Here is a 17,533-nt window from a genome sequence, read left to right on the forward strand (position 1 = left end):
CAATCCAAAGGTCATCCTTGCCCATGTTTCTGGCCGAAACTCCAAGTGGGTGTTCTGCCAGTTCATTCTGACTAAAAGCGTCTATCTCAGCGTAGTTCTGGATGATCGGCTCAAGATTTATGGCTACAATGGTCAATTGCCTTAAAATGTCAATCAGTAATTCTCGTCCCTTTAGCCCCAGTCATTCTGTAAACCAGCAACTATGGTTCGCCAACTGTTGTGGCTGACCTGAATGGTTTAGCTTTTTCGCTCAGTTTCCCGGTCAAAAAGCTTTTGCATCATTACTTTTGAAATCAGTGGGAGTCAGACCTACTATTTCAACGCTACCGGCTTGCCGCTCTTTGCCGACTGCCTGGCTGCATCCAGAATTTCCATGACAATCAGGTTTGTCTGCAAGGAAGACAATCCGTCTTCTTTTTTGGTTTCATTTCGTACGATACCAGCCATATACGCAAACGGGTCAACAGCCGGCGCTTCGGTCTGAGCTGCTTCCTGAACCTGTTCCGTTTTGTCATCTTTCAGGCGAATGCGCATCCGTTTGCCATCCACGGTGAACACGTAGCCATGTTGACCGTACACTTCCATGTCTTTCCGGCTGAAGGGCCAGTTCCAGGAAGCCTGAATAACCACCTGCGCTTTCGGGTACGTTAGGATAATGGTGGCTTCATCGTCGACTTTTGGATAAATGTCGGGCTTGATCTGCTGGGTCACGGCCGTAACCGTCAGTGGGCGCTGGCCTTTCAGCAACCACGTAGCCAGATCGGCACCGTAGCAGCCGAAGTCGAAGAGGGCGCCGGCACCGTTGGTGACCGGGTCAGTCAGCCAATCCAGAAACTCTTTGTTCACGCCGATCTCCTTGGGACCCTGGTGACCATCGTGTACAACAATCTTACGGATGTCGCCGATGGCTCCGTCGTTCACCATGGCATAGGCCTTGTGGTTGCTGCCGTACCAGGTTGTTTCGTAGTTGGTCAGCAAGTGAATGTTGTGCTTTTTCGCCAGCGCTTCCATCTGTTTTGCGTGGTTGAGGCTCACGGCCAGGGGTTTCTCCACCATCACGTGAATCCCGCGAGGGGCGCAGATCTGCACCGTTTTCAGATGATCCACGATCATTCCAAAATCGGTGACAGCTTCTGGTTTTGTCTTGTCGAGCATCTCCTCAACGGTTGGATAAAGGAGACTCATCGGTAGTTTATGCTGCTTCAGAAACCGTTCGGCCAGTTCGCGGTTCGGCTCGGCAATACCAACGATTTCAATGTCGTCCTGCTTGGCCCGGCCCAGTATCCAGTGAACATGCGTATGCACCAGACCCACCACGCCGACGCGAACCGGTTTTTTGGGCGCTTGAGCGTTGGCGGCTGAGTTCAAAACCGAAGTAAGAACCAGTGTAAGCAACGCTAAGCAGGACATGAATTGCATAATCTTTGAGAGTTTATTGTGAAAAGCTAAAGGTAGCCCTTACATAATCTTTTCCTTCACCACCTCGGCGCTCACCTCTGCCGCCTGGGTAAAATCGTCAATCAGATCGTCAATCGCTTCCAGACCGACCGATACGCGAATCAGGCCCTCCGTGATACCCAGCGCAGCTTTTTCGTCCGGCTTTAGTTTGGAGTGCGTTGTGGTGAACGGGTTGGTAACAATCGTTCGGGAATCGCCGAGGTTCGATGATAGCGTCGGGATTTGCAACGCGTCGTAGAACGCTTTCACGCGCTCAAAACCACCCTCCAGTTCCAGGGTCACGATGGCACCACCGGCCGCCATTTGCTGCTTCGCCAGCTCGTACTGCGGGTGCGACGGCAGGAACGGGTATTTTACCGTTGCTACGTCGGGGTGCTGCTCCAGCGCCTGCGCCAGTTTAAAGGCGTTGGCACAATGCCGCTCCATCCGCAGATCGAGTGTTTCAAGACTTTTAGACAGAATCCAGGCGTTGAACGGCGACAGCGACGGCCCCGTATGCCGTGCAAAAAACCGGATCGGCTGAATCAGGTCAGCCCGTCCCACAACGATCCCGCCCAGCACGCGACCCTGCCCATCCATGAATTTCGTGGCCGAATGCACCGACAGATCTGCGCCCAGTTCAATAGGAGTTTGTAGAATCGGTGTGGCAAAACAGTTATCTACGTTCAGGATAAAGCCGTATTTCTCTTTGAGCCGCACGAGCATAGCCAGATCCACCAGTTCGAGACCTGGGTTCGACGGGGTTTCCAGGTACACCATACGGGCGGCCGGGGTTCCGGTATTGGGCTGGATGGCGGCTTCCCACTCGGCTTCGCTGGCCGTAGCGTCGACGTAGGTATGCGTAATGCCCCATTTGCTGAGGATTTGCGTAATGATCTGGTGGGCTGATCCGAACAACGCGCGGCAGGCCACAATGTGGTCGCCGGATTTCAGCAGACCGGCCATGCTGGCAAAAACGGCGGCCATACCCGTTGCGGTGGCGATGCCTTCCTCAGCCCCTTCCAGCATACACACCTTATCAACGAACTCCGTTACGTTCGGATTCGAGAAACGCGAATAGATATTGCCTTCCTCGGTTTCGTCGAACAACGCTTTCCCTTGTTCGGCCGTTTCAAATGTAAAACTCGACGTCAGAAACAACGGCGTTGAGTGTTCGCGGTACTGCGACTGATCCGTCTGCGTACGTATGGCTCTGGTTTGTTTTCTCATGGTACTTAGACGTTGGCCATTAGACGCTCGATGTCAGGCACTCAACAGCAGTAGCTCTAACATCTAACGTCCGGTACCCAACGTCATAAAACTGATAAAATATTCCGCAAACTTACGATAATCACCACAACCCCGACCAGTATCATCATGGCTTTTATGGGGAGCCGTTTGGACAGATGAGCGGCAATGGGCGCGGCAATCATCCCGCCCAGCACCAGCCCGACGACCACCTGCCAGAATTGCAGGCCGATCAGGGTGGCAAACGTCAGGGAACTGGCCAGCGAGACGAAAAATTCGGCCAGGTTTACCGAACCGATGGTGTAGCGCGGGTGTCGGCCACTGGCAATCAATGTTGACGAGACAATGGGTCCCCAGCCGCCACCTCCAATCGAATCCATGGTGCCGCCGAACCACGCCAGCCAGCCGACGCGCTTGAGCCGCTGCTTTCGGCCGGTACGTTTGGCCAGGGCCTTTCGAATGATCAGGATGCCCAGAATGGACGTATAGACCGCTACGGCAGGTTTGATAAAACCTGAATACTGCTCCAGTGTAACGAGTACATAAGCCCCCAGAAAGGCCCCAATAACTCCCGGTACTACCACAGTCCGGAATAGCTTTTTGTTGACATTGCCGAATCGCAGGTGCATATAGCCCGATACGCCACTGGTAAAGATTTCGGACGCATGAACGCTGGCGCTGATGGCAGCCGGCGATACCCCGGCCGTCAGCAGAAACGTGGAGGCCGTAACGCCATAGGCCATACCGAGCGCACCATCAATCATCTGCGCGATGAAACCACCAAGGATGTAGTAAAAAATGTCTTCCGTAACGGGAATCGAGTGGTACAGCAGTGTCAGGCGATCGAGGGTGACGTAGGTGAACACCAGGTGCCCAACAATCATCAAAGCCAGGGCCGCCGAAACGTAGATCGCAATTTCGGTGCGGGTCCGCCGACGTAGCAGCACCGATTGCTTGCTAATCGGCGAGTTTGGGATTTCACTGACCAAAGGGGCCGTGGTTACCTGAGCCAGCGGAAAATAGGTTTGTAAAGCCTCAGCCTGCGCGGTGGCATTCTCTCCTTCAAGCGTGATATGCAGGCCATTCAGATCGAACGGAAGCGGAGTGGAAGGGACTATTACTTCCGTTGATGAAGACGTATCGTCCGGCTTTACTTGCATAGTGAATAAAGTATATCGAATTAATATACTAACTGTTTTATGAAAAACGCCACGAATGAGTGGCGCCTGACGACGAAGCGTTGAAGGTGCAAAGAAACGTATTCTTTTGGGCATAAACAAAAAAACACCCGTTCAGTTATCAAGCCCTGTTTTATAAAAATGGGCGGGGAGATCAAACATTCTGCCGGGCAATATGATTGGAGTGGGTATGAACATAACTGTATACCCTGGCGAACCCTTCCCTCTGGGTGCCACCTGGAAAGACGATTGCGTCAATTTTGCTATCTATGCTGAAAATGCCGTTGGTGTTGATCTTTGTTTATTCGATGCACCCGACGGGGAAACTGAACCTTTAAAAATCCGGATGAAGGAACGTGACCACCACGTATGGCACGTGTGCGTTCCCGGGCTCAAACCCGGCCAGCTTTACGGGTATCGGATGTATGGGCCATATGAACCCGAAAATGGTCACCGCTTTAACCCCCATAAACTGCTGCTGGACCCCTACGCCAAAGCCATCGGCGGAACTATTGAATGGGACGACGCCCTCTTCGGCTACGAGGTCGGACATCCCGACGGTGACCTGAGTTTCAGTGATGTGGACAGTGCACCGTTTATGCCGAAGGCCGTTGTGATTGACCCTGACTTTGACTGGGAAGGGGATAAACCGCCGAAGATACCCTATCACCTGTCGGTCATTTACGAAACCCACGTCAAAGGGTTTACCAAACTACATCCTGATATTCCTAAAAAAATACGGGGTACGTATGCGGGGCTGGCGCATCCGGCGGCCATTGATTACCTCAAAAAACTGGGCGTAACGGCGGTGGAGCTTATGCCTGTTCATCAGTTCGTCAACGACCGGCACCTGAAGGAAAAAGGCCTGTCGAACTACTGGGGATACAATACCATCGGGTTCTTCGCTCCGGATGTGCGCTACTCCAGCAGTGGCATGATGGGCGACCAGGTAGCGGAGTTTAAAACGATGGTGAAGGAACTGCACAAGGCCGGAATCGAGGTGATTCTGGACGTTGTGTATAACCACACCGGCGAAGGGAACCAGATGGGGCCGACCTTGTCGTTCAAAGGGATTGACAATGCGGCCTACTACCGACTGGCTGAGAATGGCCGCTATTACATGGACTATACCGGCACGGGAAATACGCTCAATGCGATGTATCCGAACGTGCTGCGCCTGATTATGGACAGCCTGCGGTACTGGATTCTTGAGATGCACGTCGACGGGTTCCGCTTCGACCTGGCGTCAACACTGGCCCGGGAACTGCACGAAGTGAACCGCCTGAGTGCCTTCTTCGACATTATTCACCAGGACCCCGTCATTTCGCAGGTGAAGCTCATCGCCGAACCCTGGGACGTGGGTGAAGGCGGGTATCAGGTTGGTAAGTTCCCGCCGGGCTGGGCCGAGTGGAATGGTAAATACCGCGACTGCGTACGTGATTACTGGCGGGGGGCCGATAGTATGCTGGGCGAATTTGCCGAACGCTTCACGGGCAGTCCGGACCTCTACAAGGAAGACTACCGCCGACCAACCGCCAGCATCAACTTCATTACGGCCCACGACGGGTTTACGCTCAACGACCTGGTGTCGTACAACGAAAAACACAACGAAGACAATGGCGAGGACAACAACGACGGCGAAAGCCACAACCGATCGTGGAACTGCGGTGTCGAAGGACCAACCGACGATAAGGCCGTCTGCGTACTGCGCGACCGGCAGAAACGGAATTTCCTGACTACGTTGTTTCTGTCGCAGGGCGTACCGATGTTGGTTGCAGGCGACGAATTTGGCCGGACCCAGAATGGGAACAACAATGCGTATTGCCAGGACAACGAAATATCGTGGCTCGACTGGGCGAATGCTGATACCAGGCTGCTGGAGTTTACGCAAAAACTGATTCAGTTGCGGAAAGATCATCCCGTATTTTGCCGACGTCGCTGGTTCAAAGGCCAGCCGATCAAAGGAGTTGGTATAGAGGATATAGCGTGGTTTCAGCCCAGTGGCGAAGAAATGACCGAAGAGAACTGGAGCCATGACTTTGCCAAGTCGCTGGCTGTGTTCCTGAATGGACGGGGTATCCGGTCGCTCGGCCCGAAAGGAGAGCATATTCTGGACGATAGCTTCTATGTTATCTTCAACGCCTATCACGAACCGCTGACGTTTTCGTTGCCTCCCAAAAAGTGGGGAAAGAAGTGGCGTAAAGTAGTTGATACCAGCGAGGATATGATTGAAGAAGAGGGAGACGTGTACCAAACCGGCGATTCGATACTGGTCGAGGGCCGATCGATCGTGGTACTCATGCAGCCGTATAGTGGACTATGATGGATTCAGTTGACGTATCAAAACGAGCGCTGGGCGTAAACTTTACGTCGGACGGGGTCGCTCAGGTTGTTGTTTGGGCACCCCTCCTCAATGGGGTTGCCTTGTCTGTCACGGGTGGCCAGACGCTGCTTCCAATGGACAGGCAGGACTACGGGTACTGGACCCTCACGACGGATCAACTGAAGCCCGGCGATCTGTATCAGTTTTACCTGAACGGCGAAATCGAACGCCCTGATCCGGCATCGCTGGCCCAGCCGATGGGGGTGCATGGTCCTTCGCAGGCCGTAGACCTCACTAGCTTTCCGTGGACTGACAAAGACTGGTCGAATCTGCCCCTCAACGAATACGTATTGTATGAACTGCATACCGGTACGTTTACGCCCGAAGGTAATTTCGCGGCTATTGAGGAAAAGCTGGACTACCTGAAAAGCCTGGGCGTTAATGCCATCGAAATCATGCCGGTAGCGCAGTTTCCCGGTTCGCGCAACTGGGGCTACGACGGCGTTTATCCCTTTGCTGTGCAGAATTCCTATGGCGGGGCGCTGGGGCTGAAGCATCTGGTCGATACCTGCCATCGGAAGGAGATGGCGGTGGTCCTCGATGTAGTCTACAACCATATGGGACCGGAAGGCAACTACTTCCGCGACTTTGGGCCTTATTTCACCTCCAAATACAATACGCCCTGGGGGGAAGCCATCAACTTCGACGATGCTTACTGCGACGGTGTCCGGCGCTACTTCGTCGAGAACGCGTTGATGTGGTTCCGGGATTTTCATATCGATGCGCTCCGGCTCGATGCCGTTCATGCCATCAAGGATTTGAGTCCAACGCACATTCTGCGCGAGATTAAGCTGCGCGTTGATCAACTGATAGCGCAAACCGGTCGACAGCACTACCTGATTGCGGAGCTGGACCTGAACGATACACGCTTCATCAATCCGCTGTCGGAGCAGGGGTATGGCATGGATGCGCAGTGGATCGACGAGTTTCACCACGCGCTACGTGTAACGGCCACCGGCGAACAGAGCGGCTACTACTCCGATTTTACGGGTATCGCGCACCTGGCTAAAGCCTACCGGGATGCCTACGTATACGACGGCCAGTACTCGCCCCATCGGAACAAGATGTTTGGTATCCCGGCTGAGAACAAGCCGGGACAGCAGTTTGTGGTCTTTTCGCAGAACCACGACCAGGTTGGCAACCGAATGCTGGGCGAACGAACCAGCCAGCTCGTTAGCTTCGAGATGCAGAAGCTGATGGCCGGAGCCGTGCTGGTCAGCCCGTATCTGCCGATGCTGTTTATGGGGGAGGAGTGGAGCGAACCACATCCGTTTCAATATTTCGTAAGTCATACCGATCCTGAACTGGCTGAAGCGGTACGCAGAGGCCGGAAAGCCGAATTTGCGTACTTCCACCTCGAAGGCGAAGCCCCCGACCCTATGGCAGACGATACGTTTCAGCTCTCGAAACTGCAATGGGACTTGCTGGAGCAGGAGCCTCATCGGACAATGTGGCGCTATTACCAGGCCTTCATTGCGTTGCGGAAAGGGCATCCTGTGCTGAGTCATCTCAGCCGCAACGATCTGGACGTAACGACAAACGAAGCCAGGAAAACGCTGGTGCTGCACCGCTGGCACGCCGGTCGGCATGTAATGTGTCTGATGAACTTTTCGCCGGAGCCGCAGACCGTGACCGTATCAGATCAGGCGGAGCAATGGCATAAACTGCTGGATTCGGCTGACCCGGAGTGGAATGGCCCGGCGGCTGCTCCCGAAACCATCTCAGCGAACGAGCGCATTACACTGCAACCGGAGTCGCTGGTGATTTTTCAAAATGATTGAACCGCAAAGACACCAAGAACAGTAGGGTTGCTTTGCGATCTGTGCGTACCCCTGGCGTCTTTGCGGTTTGCTCCTTAAAACACTCAACCCTATGAATAATCCTCTTTCTACCTATCGCATTCAGTTTCATAAAGGCTTCACGTTCGACGATTTTGAGCGGATTCTGCCTTATCTGCAGCGACTGGGCGTAGGGACAATCTATGCGTCGCCGGTTTTTGACGCACCCGACGAAAGCAATCATGGCTATGACGGGATAAACCCGCACGGCATTAATGCTGTAATCGGCACCGAAGACCAACTCCAGCAGATCAGCTACCAACTCAAGGAGAAAAACATCAGTTGGCTGCAGGACATTGTACCCAATCATATGGCATTCGATTCGGGTAATGCGTGGCTGATGGACGTACTGGAAAAAGGCCAACTGTCGCACTATGCCCGGTTTTTCGATATTGCCTGGAACAGTGAACTTTACCACGGTCGCCTGATGGTACCGTTTCTGGGCGCTCCGCTGAACGAGGTGATTCAGCACGGCGAAGTGACTGTTGCTTACCAACAGGATCGGTTCGTATTCAACTACTTTGACTCGACGTATCCGTTGCATCTGCGCTCCTACGCCACGATACTGCTGGCCGGTGGGGAGAAAAATCAGGCTGTTCAGCAGTTGCTGACCCAACTGGAACAGATTCACCAGATCGATGATCAGGATGCCTACGCAACGCGTTTCGCTGAACTCCGGCTGCAACTGGCATCGCTGATGAAAAATGAGGTCGTCAGCGACTACGTTGATGCCTGTCTGGACATCATCAACCGCAGCCCCGAACAGATCAAACAGATTGCCGACGAGCAGGTGTATCGGCTGACCTACTGGCAGGATACCGACAAGCAGATTAACTACCGTCGATTCTTCACCGTAAACGGGCTGATCTGCCTGAATATACAGGACCCGTATGTATTTGAGTATTATCACAAGTACATCAAACAACTGGTCGACGATGGGGTCTTTCAGGGGGTACGGGTCGATCACATCGACGGTCTGTACGACCCCAGCGGCTACCTCCGGCAACTCCGCGCCTTGGTCGGCGAAGATGCGTACATCGTGGTAGAGAAGATTCTGGAGCCGGGCGAGGACCTGCCAAAATGGTGGCCGATACAGGGGAATACAGGCTATGATTTTCTGGCGTACGTCAATAATCTGTTTACCCAGAGCCGTAGCGAATCGGCCTTTACGGAACTGTACCGCAGGCTGGTCGGCGAGGAAGCCGCTGTTCATGAACAGATCCTCGAGAAAAAGGCTCACATTCTGTACGAACACATGGCCGGTGAGCTCGACAATCTGTTTCACCTGTTCATGGAACTGAATCTGGTCGATGACGAAACGGCGGTAAATGCCGAGGAGCTGAAACACGCCATCGGCGAGTTTTTGATTCGTTGCCCGGTCTACCGTTACTACGGCAACAACTTTCCGCTGGGCGAAGAGGAAACCCAGGCCGTACAGGCCATTCTGGCCAGCATCCGGGAGAGCGAACCCGTGACCACACCCATTGCAGTTGTGCCCCCTGCAACGGATAGGCCCCTGGCCCTGGCCGTTGATGTGCTCGAAACGGTATTGCTGAACAAACCCCAGGAAGGAGACGATGAAGACTACAACCGCCGGGTGGCCCGGTTCTACCAGCGGTGCATGCAGTTTACCGGCCCCCTGATGGCCAAGGGTGTGGAAGATACGTTGATGTATACGTACAGCCGTTTCGTTGGTCATAACGAAGTAGGGGATTCGCCCGAGGTGGTCGGTATTTCGCCCGACGAGTTTCACCGGACGATGCAGGAACGCCGGAAAAACTGGCCATTGTCCATCAACGGTACGTCGACGCACGATACCAAACGCGGGGAGGATGCCCGCGCCCGGCTGAACGTCCTGACGGACCTGGCCGACGAGTGGGTCAAGTCGATTCCTGAGTGGCAGAAGCTGAATGCCGACCTGAAGCAGAGCAGTGCCCTGCATGGATATGCCCCCGACGCCAACGATGAGTATTTCATCTATCAGACACTCATCGGTACGTACCGCATGCCGAACCAGGACGACGATGACTACGCCAACCGGCTCCAGCAGTACCTCGAAAAGGCCCTGCGGGAGGCCAAACGACATTCCAACTGGACGACGCCGAACGAAGAATACGAAAACGCAGCCAAGGCGTTTGCCGTGGGCCTGCTGGACAAGAAACGCCCCTTCTGGAAAACCTTTGAAAAGCTTCACCGGAAAGTGGCCGATTTTGGTGTCGTAAACTCGCTGTCGCAGGTCGTACTGAAGTTTACCTGTCCGGGTGTGCCCGACGTGTATCAGGGTACCGAGCTTTGGGATTTCAGTCTGGTTGACCCCGACAATCGCCGGGCTGTAGGCTACGACCAGCGCGAGCGGTGGCTCAACGAACTCGAAGCCCGGGCGGTGGATAAGCCGGTAGAACTGCTGCAGGATTTGTGGGACAACCGTTTTGATGCTCGTATTAAACTCTGGCTGGTGTACACACTGCTGCAGGAGCGAAAACAGGCGGCTGACCTGTTCACCGAGGGTGACTACATTCCGCTTCAGGTAACGGGCCAATACAAGGACTACGTACTGGCGTTTGCCCGGAAGCAGGGGCAGCTATGGTACGTAACCGTGGTGCCGCTCCACCTGGCCGAGTTGAGTCGACAACAGAAAAAGGAGGTGCCTGCGCTCGACTGGAACGATACCCGGATTATACTGCCCGATGAAGCACCCAATGAATGGGAGCATCTGTGGCTGAGAACAACGGGTAAGGTGGATCAGGGTATCGATGTGCAGGACATCGTTGGGCCACTGCCGCTGGCTGTACTCAAATTACAACGACGACAAAAAGACCGGAACGCAGGTATATTGCTGGCCGTTACGTCGCTGCCGTCGGCGTTTGGAGTAGGGGATGTAGGCCCGGAAGCGAAGGCGTTTGCCGATTTTCTGAGCCGCAGTCGCCAAACGTACTGGCAGTTGCTGCCGCTCAGCCCGACGGAGGACCGGCAGGGTCATTCGCCCTACAGCGCCATTTCCAGCATGGGCGGTAATACACTGCTGATCAGTCCCGAACTGCTGGCGGCCGATGGACTAATCGATCCGGCAGAACTGAAACAGTACAAACTGCCGGTTGAAAGCCAGGCCGACTTCGCAGCGGCCGAGCGGATTCGGGATGAACTCTTCGGGAAGGCATGGCTGCACTACCAGCAGGGCAAAGCCGCCCAGTTGCACCAGCCGTTTCGGCAGTTTTGCGAACGGGAAGCCGCGTGGCTCGACGATTATGCCCTCTACGTTGTGCTGAAACTGCGCCACGACAAAACGCCCTGGTTTGCTTGGCCGGAGGAGTACAAACTACGTCAGCTCGATGCTCTGGCGCAGGTAGTGGCAGAGGAAGCCGAAGCACTGGAAAAAGTCAAGTGGCTGCAATTCTTGTTCTTCCGGCAGTGGAGTGAGCTAAAAACGTACTGTAATAACCTCGGCGTCCGGATTTTCGGCGACTTGCCGTTCTACGTAAGCTACGATTCGGTCGACGTCTGGTCGAACCCCGATATCTTTTGCCTGGATGAGGAGGGCAACATGACCGGTGTGGCCGGCGTTCCTCCCGATTATTTCAGCGAAGACGGGCAGCTTTGGGGGATGCCAACCTTCCGCTGGGATGTCCTGAAAGCACGTCGGTACGACTGGTGGGTTAGCCGGGTGCGGAAAAATCTGGAGTTGTACGATGTGGTTCGGCTGGATCACTTCCGGGCTTTTGCCGACTTCTGGGAAGTACCGGCCGGAGAAAAAACGGCACGTAACGGTCAGTGGAAAACCGGCCCCCGCGCCGAGTTTTTTCAGGTACTGCTGGATGAAATCGGTGAGCTGCCTTTCATCGCTGAAGACCTGGGCGACATTGACGAGCCGGTCTATGAACTGCGGGATATGTTCGCCTTTCCCGGCATGCGGGTGCTACAGTTTGCATTCGGTGACACCATGCCGGAGTCGTTGTATATCCCGCATAATTACCCTTCGCCCGTATGCATTGCCTACACCGGTACTCACGATAACAATACGACGCGGGGCTGGTTTAACGAAAATGCTAAAGCGTACCGGAAACAACTGGAGCAGTACACGGGCCTTTCGGTGACGGAGAAAAACAGCCACCAAGTGCTGGCCCGGCTGGCTTATGGATCGATTGCGCAGACGGCCATTCTGCCCATTCAGGATGTGCTGGGACTGGACGAAACGGCCCGGTTGAATACGCCCGGCTCCACTGAACATAACTGGATATGGCGTCTGACGCCCGGCCAGTTAACTACGGCTGTCGAGCAGCAGCTCAGGCAGTGGACCGAGCTGTTTAACCGCTAACAGCCGTAACATCAGGTGACAAAACCTGCCTGGAGCTATTGAATAAAACAGGATTTCATCAGTCAGCTTAAAACGAACAAAGGCACGTCAACCGGCGTGCCTTTGCTGTTACTCCCCACTACGAATGGGGGTTAAATGGTCGAGTTCTTCGTAATCAAACAACCTCGACCGGATGATAAACCGGACGCCCAGCGGAATCTCCAGTGAGAAACTGGCGCCCCGACCGGGGGTAACATCAACGGTCAGGTGGGTGTGTTTCCAGTACTCGAACTGGTCTTCCGACATCCAGAAATCACACTCTTCAATCTGACCCAGCCATACGTCCGACGAGCCAATAATGAAATCACCTTTGGCAAAGCACATGGGCGAAGAGCCGTCGCAGCAACCACCGCTCTGGTGAAACATCAGCGGACCGTGCTGGTCGCGTAGTTGGTGAATGACCTCGGCCGCAGCGGGCGTCACATCAACGCGGGAAATGGTTTGGGGAGTCATGAAAAAGGGAGTAGAGGAGGAAAGGGAGGAAAGGAGGAGGGGAAATTCCTTTTCTCCTCTCCTCACTTCCTCCTTTTTTAAAAGAATCCCAGCTTATTCTTGCTGTACGAAATCAGCAGGTTCTTTGTCTGCCGGTAGTGGTTCAGCATCATGTGGTGATTCTCCCGACCAAAGCCCGATTTCTTGTAGCCGCCGAACGGAGCGTGGGCCGGATACTGGTGGTAGCAGTTAACCCACACCCGACCAGCCTGAATGGCCCGCGGGATCTGGTACAGTTCGTGGGCATCGCGCGACCAGAAACCAGCGCCCAGGCCATACATCGTATCGTTGGCGACTTCAAGCGCTTCGTCGGCGTTCTTGAACGTAGTGACCGACACCACCGGGCCGAAGATCTCTTCCTGGAAAACACGCATCTTGTTGTGGCCTTTGAAAATCGTCGGCTGGATGTAGTAGCCCTGCTCCAGTCCGCCGTTCAGCGTAGCCGGACCGCCACCGGTCAGCACTTCGGCCCCTTCTTTCTTCCCGATGTCGATATACGACAGGATTTTCTCGTACTGGTCGTTCGATGCCTGCGCCCCCATCATCGTCTCGGGGTCCAGCGGGTGGCCTAGCTTAATGGCTTCCGTGCGCTGGATGACCCGCTCCATGAAGCGGTCGTATGCTTTTTCGTGAACCAGCATCCGTGACGGGCAGGTACAGACTTCGCCCTGATTCAGGGCAAACATTACGGCTCCTTCCACGCACTTGTCGAAAAACTCGTCATCGGCGTCTACGACCGACTCCATGAAAATGTTCGGCGACTTACCGCCCAGTTCCATCGTAACCGGTATTAGGTTTTCAGACGCGTACTGCATGATCAGACGGCCCGTCGTGGTTTCGCCCGTGAAAGCCACCTTAGCTACGCGCTTCGACTGCGCCAGCGGCTTTCCGGCCTCCGGACCAAAGCCGTTGACAATGTTCACGACGCCCGGCGGAATCAGCCCTTCGAGCAATTCCATCAGCACCAAAATTGAGGTTGGGGTCTGCTCAGCGGGCTTCATGACTACGCAGCAGCCGGCAGCCAGGGCCGGGGCCAGTTTCCAGGTGGCCATCAGCAGCGGGAAGTTCCACGGAATGATCTGACCAACCACACCGATCGGTTCCTTGATAATCATCGATACGGTGGTGCTGTCCAGTTCAGCAATGGAACCCTCTTCGGCGCGGATCACCCCGGCGAAATACCGGAAATGGTCAACGCAAAGCGGCAGGTCGGCGGCCAGCGTTTCGCGAACGGCTTTCCCATTTTCGACCGTTTCGACCCGAGCCAGAAACTCCAGATTCTGTTCGATAACGTCGGCAATCTTCAGCAGCATGTTGCTACGCTCCGTCGCCGATGTTTTCGACCACGACGGAAAAGCTTTGTGGGCGGCATCCAGAGCCAGCTCGATATCAGCAGCTTTCGAGCGAGGTACCCGGGCGATGAGGCTGTTGTCGACGGGTGAGTGATTGGCGAAATACTCACCATCTACGGGAGCGACCCACTTACCACCAATGTAGTTTTCGTATTGGGTCTTAAACATCGGCCGGGGCAGAATCTTGCTGGGGGCTTCTAATACTTCCATATCGTGCAGAGATGTTAAATTGGATTCGTCACAAAGTTTGTTTGTATAGTTCAAACAAAAGTTGAGCGATCATATCGTCTCATTGCACAATCCTATCAAACTATCCAATAGTCATGGCGTACCGTTAACCACGGATAACTAAATCGGCTGGCCGGCTGATCTTGAGTATTGAGAAACGAAGTAGTCTAAGCCTGAGGTAGTTGAGTGCTGGCTAGCAAAAGTTGAAGCTGTAGGGTAAGCTGGTTTAGTTGTTTTGTCTGAGCAGGTAGTACGCCCCAGTTTGGTACCGTAAACTCGCGTGTAGTAAAGGAGCGCTGATCGATCGACACCAGCATGGCTTTGATTTGCTGACGCATCTGAGTCAGCGCGTACGATAATTCCTCATCCTCCAGCATAAGGGCCTGAGTCCCCCAGACAGAGCGGTTGGGAGACTGATACGCAAACCGCTGACAGACCTGCCCGTATACGCCATAGAATTGACTGGCGGCCACAAGCCACCTGGAAAGGTCCTGGTTGAAGCGACTGGAACGGACAGGGAGGATGCAGGTGGGTCTCATACAGTCAGGTGATAGGTGGAACGGATGTAGTCAATTGCTCTCAGCGTCAGACATCAGATGGTTGAACTCCGGATCATGGTTTACTAAACCACAAAAAGTCGTCCAAAATCTAATGTTGTTACGTCTAATGCCTTGTGTATAGGGCAATTGGCCAGAATCAAGGGTTTGCTTATTTATGATAAGGTATGTAGTGATACTGCGTTGTTTAGATATATACGAATAGGATAACTTAATAGATTGAAGTATTGTTAGAAAAATCAGTACAATTAGATGTTGGAATGTAAGTGAACAGCGTAAACGTACCGTCGCTGCTTCAGAAATCCATCTGAAAACCAGCGATAAATCAATAAAGTAGTCTGATAATCGGGAATTAGCTGACGATGGGGGGATGGGCTGGTAAGGCGATAATAATCTCCGTGCCTTCGCCTTCCTTGCTTTCTACGTGTAGTTGTCCCTGGTGAGCTTTAGTAACTATCTCGTAACTCAGAGAAAGACCAAGGCCGGTTCCCTCGCCGGTGGGCTTCGTTGTGAAAAAAGGCTGAAATATTTTGGGCTGGAGGGCGTCAGGAATGCCCGTTCCATTGTCCTTGACCCGAATCTCCACATGTCCGTCAACGGCCTGCGTCCGGACGATCAGTTGGGGCTGGTAGGTAGTGTCGCCATCCGTATGTTGCTGTTGCCGGATAGCATAAAAGGCATTATTGTAGATGTTGAGCAGTACACGCCCGATGTCCTGCGGAATCAGCTCAACCGGGCCGATGCCTGGATCGTAACGGGTAACCAGCTCAGCCTGAAACTGCTTATCGTTTACCTGTTGGCCCCGATACGCCAGATTCAGGTATTCATGAACCAGCGCGTTCAGGTCGGTCGGGCGTTTTTCGCCTGATCGCTGGCGGCTGTGGGCCAGCATTCCCTTGACAATCGCACTGGCCCGCTGCCCGTGCTGGTGAATTTTTTGCAGGCTCTGCGTCAGGTCGTTCACGAGTTCGTCGGCGTAGGTTTTTTCCGCGTCGGGCAACTGCCGGATAGGACCTTCGGCCAGTTCGGTAATCAGCTCTGAACTTACTTCCGAGAAATTGTTGACGAAGTTGAGGGGGTTCTGAATTTCATGAGCAATGCCGGCCGTTAGCTCCCCCAGTGAAGCCATTTTTTCTTTCTGAATCAGTTGTTGCTGGGCAGCCTGTAGCTGAGCCAGCGCCTGCTCGGCTTTACTGCGCTCCTGTTCAATGTCTTTTTTTTGGCGGCTTAGCAGGGCGTTGGTACGTTGCTGTCGCCGGTTGACGCGCCACAGCAGCAGGGCGGCCAGGAGAGCACCTATGACCAGGGTCAGCAGACCGTAGATACGGATGCGATTCTGGTACTCGGCCTTAGCGGCTTCGATATCCTGCTGGCGTTGCTGCTCTTCAAAATCCAGGGTAAGCATTTGTTTAACCTTCTCCTGGTTGAAAAGATTGTCTTTGGCGGCCACGGCTACCTGGAAGTAACGCAGGGCCTGAGCGTCGTTACGCCCCCGGGTAAGCTCAACCAGCAGTTCACTGGCGCGCAAGACTCCCCGGAGGTACTTACTACGCTGGCCCAGATCGAGCGACGAGCGGGCATACATCAGGCTGGAATCAACAGCGCCCTGCTGTTGAAACAGGCGCGCCATATTCAGCCGGGCATCAGCTTCAACAAACGCATTGCTATTTTCACGGCTTATAGGAATTGCCTGCCGAAAGTAATCGAGCGCAATCGCATTTCTGCCCCGTTTGGCCTGTATCTGCCCCATCACATGAAGCAGGTTATCCAGGTTTGCCCGTCCGACCGGCTGGCGGGCCAGCGGAAGTGCCTGTTGCAAATAATGCTCGGCGGAATCCAGCTCATTGAGATACAGATAGGTTTCGCCGATATTTCCATATAAGATACTGGGTGTTAATCCGTCAAAGCGGTTATTCTGGCGACTTGACTGCTCGAAAAGCTCCATCGCTTCTCTAAAGTACTGCAGTGCACGCTGGTAATCTTTCTGTTCAACGTAAGGGATTGCCAGGTTGTTTAACCCTTTGAAGGTACCTTCCAGGTCATTGATCGACCGAGTGATGGACAGTGATTGCTGGAGGAGCCGAATCCCTTTCGGGTAATCGCCCAGATCGGATAGGGCGCCCCCCATGATGTTCAATGCCTTGGCTTCTCCGCGTCGGTCGCCCAGCCGCAGCGCCAGTTGGTACCCCTGTTGCCCCAGACGGTAGGCAGTATCCGGTTTTTCGTATTTATACAGATTCGCCAGGCGGTACAACATCTGCACCCGGAGGGTATCTTGGGGTTGCGTAGCTAATTTTCGGTTGAGGCTGTCGACCTCGTCAGATTGTGCGTAACCTGTCACAACACTCGTTACGAGTATGAGGCTTATTCCTATTCGTTGGATATAGTTCATGCTGAAGATGAGCGTGTTGTTGGTCGCGTGGTCGGTACCATCAGCATTTTTCACTGATCATACGAGTATACTAAGGG

At 54.0% G+C, this 17,533-nt stretch carries 10 protein-coding genes; 3 read left to right on the forward strand and 7 right to left on the reverse strand.

The features are described from left to right. Positions 1–312: 312 nt before the first annotated feature. The 3 genes from BN8_RS09445 to BN8_RS09455 all read right to left on the reverse strand — a co-directional run bounded on the left by BN8_RS09445 (position 313) and on the right by BN8_RS09455 (position 3,845). The gene (locus BN8_RS09445) at positions 313–1,419 is read right to left on the reverse strand and encodes a Gfo/Idh/MocA family protein (protein WP_009281621.1); all 1,107 of its coding nucleotides are present in this window, start codon (positions 1,417–1,419) and stop codon (positions 313–315) included. Positions 1,420–1,458: 39 nt separating this feature from the next. Beyond that, a complete protein-coding gene (locus BN8_RS09450; protein WP_009281622.1) occupies positions 1,459–2,667 on the reverse strand; it encodes a trans-sulfuration enzyme family protein in 1,209 nt (402 codons plus the stop codon). Between the two features lie 83 nt (positions 2,668–2,750). Next, a complete protein-coding gene (locus BN8_RS09455) occupies positions 2,751–3,845 on the reverse strand; it encodes a sulfite exporter TauE/SafE family protein (RefSeq protein ID WP_040005680.1) in 1,095 nt (364 codons plus the stop codon). A gap of 208 nt (positions 3,846–4,053) precedes the next feature. Here BN8_RS09455 and glgX point away from each other — a divergent pair, with 208 nt between their 5' ends. From glgX to treY, 3 genes are all read left to right on the forward strand, one after another. Then, the gene (glgX, locus tag BN8_RS09460) at positions 4,054–6,186 is read left to right on the forward strand and encodes a glycogen debranching protein GlgX (protein WP_009281624.1); all 2,133 of its coding nucleotides are present in this window, start codon (positions 4,054–4,056) and stop codon (positions 6,184–6,186) included. Beyond that, a complete protein-coding gene (gene treZ, locus BN8_RS09465) occupies positions 6,186–8,027 on the forward strand; it encodes a malto-oligosyltrehalose trehalohydrolase (protein WP_040005681.1) in 1,842 nt (613 codons plus the stop codon). The genes glgX and treZ overlap by 1 nt, the downstream gene beginning before the upstream one ends. A 91-nt stretch (positions 8,028–8,118) precedes the next feature. Continuing rightward, the gene (treY, locus tag BN8_RS09470; protein WP_009281626.1) at positions 8,119–12,396 is read left to right on the forward strand and encodes a malto-oligosyltrehalose synthase; all 4,278 of its coding nucleotides are present in this window, start codon (positions 8,119–8,121) and stop codon (positions 12,394–12,396) included. A gap of 108 nt (positions 12,397–12,504) precedes the next feature. On the opposite strand, the gene BN8_RS09475 is transcribed toward treY, so the two are convergent. The 4 genes from BN8_RS09475 to BN8_RS09490 form a co-directional block, all read right to left on the reverse strand. Continuing rightward, entirely contained in the window at positions 12,505–12,888 is a 384-nt protein-coding gene (locus BN8_RS09475; RefSeq protein WP_009281627.1) for a DUF779 domain-containing protein, read from the reverse strand. A 77-nt stretch (positions 12,889–12,965) separates the two neighbouring features. Further along, entirely contained in the window at positions 12,966–14,489 is a 1,524-nt protein-coding gene (locus BN8_RS09480) for an aldehyde dehydrogenase family protein (RefSeq protein ID WP_009281628.1), read from the reverse strand. Between the two features lie 185 nt (positions 14,490–14,674). Further along, entirely contained in the window at positions 14,675–15,046 is a 372-nt protein-coding gene (locus tag BN8_RS09485) for a hypothetical protein (RefSeq protein WP_009281629.1), read from the reverse strand. 370 nt (positions 15,047–15,416) lie between these two features. Beyond that, a complete protein-coding gene (locus BN8_RS09490; protein WP_083882493.1) occupies positions 15,417–17,510 on the reverse strand; it encodes a tetratricopeptide repeat-containing sensor histidine kinase in 2,094 nt (697 codons plus the stop codon). Positions 17,511–17,533 lie beyond the last annotated feature (23 nt).

The organism is Fibrisoma limi BUZ 3 (genome assembly GCF_000296815.2).
In the GTDB taxonomy this organism is placed as follows: domain Bacteria; phylum Bacteroidota; class Bacteroidia; order Cytophagales; family Spirosomataceae; genus Fibrisoma; species Fibrisoma limi.